3 protein-coding genes are annotated in these 2,757 nt (G+C 61.6%); all 3 read left to right on the plus strand.

All coding sequences use genetic code 11. From position 1 onward, the window contains the following. Positions 1–612: TetR/AcrR family transcriptional regulator (locus RUW20_RS01505; RefSeq protein ID WP_313950424.1), on the plus strand; the 612-nt coding region annotated here is incomplete at its 5' end. A 52-nt stretch (positions 613–664) separates the two neighbouring features. After that, positions 665–1,648 carry an MDR family oxidoreductase gene (locus tag RUW20_RS01510; protein ID WP_313950425.1) on the plus strand — a complete coding sequence of 328 codons (984 nt, stop codon included), beginning with the start codon at positions 665–667 and terminating at the stop codon, positions 1,646–1,648. A 75-nt stretch (positions 1,649–1,723) separates the two neighbouring features. Continuing rightward, positions 1,724–2,757 (plus strand): dimethylsulfonioproprionate lyase family protein (locus tag RUW20_RS01515; RefSeq protein WP_313950427.1); only part of this gene is annotated, 1,034 nt, incomplete at its 3' end.

Here is a 2,757-nt window from a genome sequence, read left to right on the forward strand (position 1 = left end):
CGTCGCGGTCGCCCACCGAAGCGCGCCGACAGCCCGTTCGCCACCCGGGAGTTGCTGCTGCGGGCGGGGGTTGAAGCGCTCACCGAAAAGGGCTTCTCGGCGACAGGGATCGATGAAATCCTGCGCCGTGTCGGCGTTCCCAAGGGATCCTTCTACCATTACTTTGACAGCAAAGAGGCTTTCGGCGCCGCCTTGATCGATTCTTACGGCGCCTACTTCGCGCGCAAGCTGGAACGTTTTCTTGCCGATCAATCGCGCGCTCCTCTCGACCGTCTGCACGCTTTCATCGCCAACGCACGGGCCGGGATGGCCAGGTACGATTACCAGCGCGGTTGTCTGATCGGCAACCTTGGCCAGGAGATGGGTTCGCTGCCGGAATCGTATCGTGGCCAGTTGGGCGGCGTATTTAGCGACTGGCAGGCGCGGGTGGCGCGCTGTCTCCTGGCAGCACAGGAGGCCGGCGAGATTTCGTCGGCCGCCGATTGCCAGGATCTGGCCGCATTTTTTTGGATCGGTTGGGAGGGGGCGGTGCTGCGGGCCAAGCTTGAGCGCACACCAGAGGCTCTCGATATTTTTTCGCATGGGTTTTTTGCTGGCGTGACATCGCGCTGATTTTTTTACCTATTATTAGACGAGCGGTCTAATCAACCAGGAGGAGCACGAAATGTTCAAAGGTATTCTGATCGAGAAGGACGACGCGGGTTATCGGGCCACATTGCGGGACATCGACGAGGCCCAGCTGCCGGACGGCGACGTCACCGTGCGGGTCAGTCATTCGACACTCAACTACAAGGACGGTCTGGCCATCACCGGCAGGGGTCCGGTGGTTCGCAAGTTCCCGATGGTCCCTGGCGTTGACCTGGTGGGTACGGTCGAGGAAACCACTCACCCGGAGAACAGGGTCGGCGACGCGGTCGTCCTCAACGGTTGGGGCGTCGGCGAAGGCCACTGGGGTGGCCTGGCCCAGAAAGCCCGCCTGAAGGGCGACTGGCTGGTACCACTGCCCAAGCAATTCTCGCCGCAGCAGGCGATGGCGATCGGTACCGCCGGTTATACGGCGATGCTCTGCGTGCTCGCGCTGGAGCGTCATGGGGTGACCCCGGACAAGGGGGAAATCCTGGTTACCGGGGCTGCCGGTGGCGTCGGCAGCGTCGCCGTCGCGGTGTTGTCCAAGCTCGGGTATACGGTGGTCGGCGTCAGTGGACGGTCGGAGGAGAGCGACTACCTCAAGCGCCTGGGTGCCACCGAAGTACTGGATCGTGCGGCCTTTTCCTCACCGGGCAAGCCCTTGGCCAGGGAACGCTGGGCAGGGGCGGTCGACGTCGTCGGCAGCCATACCCTGGCCAACGTCTGTGCCTCTGCCAAGTATCGCGGTGTGGTGACCGCCTGCGGTCTGGCCGGCGGCATGGACTTCCCGTCGACCGTCGCGCCCTTCATCCTGCGCGGCGTGACCCTGGCCGGCGTTGATAGCGTCATGTGTCCGCGTCCCGATCGACTGGTCGCCTGGCAGCGCCTGGCCACCGATCTGGATCTTGCGAAGCTCGGTCTGATTACTCACGAGATCGGCCTCGCCGAAGCCATTCCGGTCGCCAGCCAGCTGCTCGACGGCAAGGTACGGGGACGTGTAGTGGTCGATGTGAATCGCTGACCGCAGAGCGGTAGCAGAGAGGAATCCCGCGCAGGCGGGAATCCGACACCCATTCCATAGTGAGGAGAAGAGACAATGCGCAAGAAAATCACGGGTTTCGCGGTGGCGGCGACGCTGACGTGCACGTCAGCGCTGGCAGCGGACTTCAAGTGTCAGGACGATGTGCAACAAAAACAGTACAGCAGCGAAGAGCAAAAACTGGTCGATGCCTTCTGGAAAGAGTCGCTGATCTATCTCGACGAGTACCTCAAGGTGCTGCAGACGCCGAGCGGCCAGTGCAAGGATTCCGCCGAGGCCACTACCCAGACCTATAATTCGGCAACCGGCAAACAGCAAACCCGCTGCATCATGCGCTATCGCGATATGGAGCTGCTGGCCAAGCATCTCAAGGCCGTCATCGCCGAGCCGGAGAAGGCGAAAGCCTGCTTCGATGCGCAAAAAGACTATCCAGCCTTCGCGCTGTACACGCCCAGTGCGCCGGTGCAGAAGCTGTCGGCGACAGCGCAATGGCTCAACCGCCCCTTGCTGACCGACTATTACGCAAAAATGGGCGGGGCAATTGGCGCGGCGGGAATGGAGCTCAACGAAAACTTCGTCGCCGTCACCTCGCGCACCGACACCAAGCCCCACTGGAAAAGGGATATCAGCATCAACGGCTTGCCGACGCTGTGGTCTTCAGTGGGCTGGATACCGTTCTACGCGGAGAATCCGGCTGCCGGCAGCGACCGTTTCCGCGGTGGCTACCTCTATGCCGAAGTGATGGGACCGTGGGGCAACCTGCGCATCAAGGAGATCGACGGTGAGAAGGTCGGCGCCGAGATCGGCATGACCGTGCAACTGTTCAACACCTCCTACCCCTTCCACTATCACCATCCGCAGGAAATCTACATGACGCTGACCAAGCCGCAGTGCATCGACCAGAACAAGTACATGGTCATGCACTGGGACAGCGACCAATTCACCCAGGAGCGGAAGGAAAAGGGCTGGCAGGTAGCCATCGACGGCTCGCAGGGGAAATGGCAGAAATGGTTCGCCAACCAGGACCCGAGCAAGGAGTGGCTGACCTACTTCGAACGTAACGCCATCCATGCCTTTTACGCCATCGACGG

The organism is Accumulibacter sp., assembly GCF_032229525.1.
Lineage (GTDB): Bacteria > Pseudomonadota > Gammaproteobacteria > Burkholderiales > Rhodocyclaceae > Accumulibacter.